This is a genomic window from Mesorhizobium sp. WSM4837 (assembly GCF_055811435.1).
In genome coordinates, this window is sequence record NZ_JBVVQE010000247.1 from 1 (window position 1) to 422 (window position 422).

Here is a 422-nt window from a genome sequence, read left to right on the forward strand (position 1 = left end):
TCGCGGCCATAGATGCCCTTGAGATGCAGCATCTTGAAGATGACCTTGTTCCAGTCGATCTCGAAGCCGGTCGGCGCGATGCCCAAAATGGCGATCTTGCCGCCATTGTTCATGGTGTCGATCATGTCGCGGAAGGCGGGTGCCGCACCCGACATTTCGAGGCCGACGTCAAAACCTTCGGTCATGCCGAGCGCCGGCATGATATCGCGCAGCTTTTCCTTCGACGCGTCGACCACATGCTGGACGCCGAGCTTTTTCGCCAGCGCCAGCCGCACCGGGTTGATGTCGGTGATGACCACCTTTCGCGCGCCGACGCACTGCGCCACCAGCGCACCCATGATGCCGATCGGCCCGGCGCCGGTGACCAGCACGTCCTCGCCGACCAGATCAAAGGACAGTGCGGTGTGGACCGCATTGCCCAG

General features: G+C 62.6%; 1 protein-coding gene. It reads right to left on the reverse strand.

All coding sequences use genetic code 11. From position 1 onward, the window contains the following. A partial coding sequence (locus AC0L3D_RS36955) for a zinc-binding dehydrogenase (RefSeq protein WP_473647568.1) occupies positions 1-422 on the reverse strand: 422 nt, incomplete at both ends.